The organism is Kitasatospora sp. Root107, from assembly GCF_001424875.1.
Classification (GTDB): Bacteria; Actinomycetota; Actinomycetes; order Streptomycetales; family Streptomycetaceae; genus Kitasatospora.
The window spans coordinates 135,363-135,776 of the sequence record NZ_LMCT01000016.1 but is presented as its reverse complement, the minus strand read 5'-3'; the positions used below and the strand labels follow the sequence as shown (position 1 = coordinate 135,776).

The following is a 414-nucleotide window of genomic DNA, read 5'->3' as shown; positions in this document are numbered from 1 at the left end:
TACTGACTTCGGCTTGTCAGGGGGATGCTGGGGTGTCGAGGGTCAGGCCGGTGCCGGCTGTGAAGCCGTTGAGGGTTTCGGGGCGGTRCTGCAGGCGTTTGAGCTGGTTGCGTACGAGGGCTTCGAGTCGGTCGAGGGCCATGACGGCGAGGTTGGCCAGGCTGTGCTTGACGTGGGCCCAGACCCATTCGACGGGTTGAGGTCGGGCGAGTAGGCGGGAAGCAGGAACACCGTCAGCCAGGCGCGCTGGGCRATCAAGTCCCGCATGGCGTGGGAGACGTGGGTGTTCAGGCGGTCCCAGACCAGCACGATCGGTGCCTTGACGAGTTGGTGGACGCCGTCGATCAGGGCGATGAAGTCGCGCTCGCCCATGCTGCGGCGCTTGCCCCGGCCTGCAGGGTGGGTGATCAGGCG

The 414-nt window shown here is 66.7% G+C and carries 1 protein-coding gene; it reads right to left on the bottom strand.

The features are described 5' to 3' along the window. Positions 1-42: 42 nt before the first annotated feature. A partial coding sequence (locus ASC99_RS37330; protein WP_235583047.1) for a transposase occupies positions 43-414 on the bottom strand: 372 nt, incomplete at its 5' end.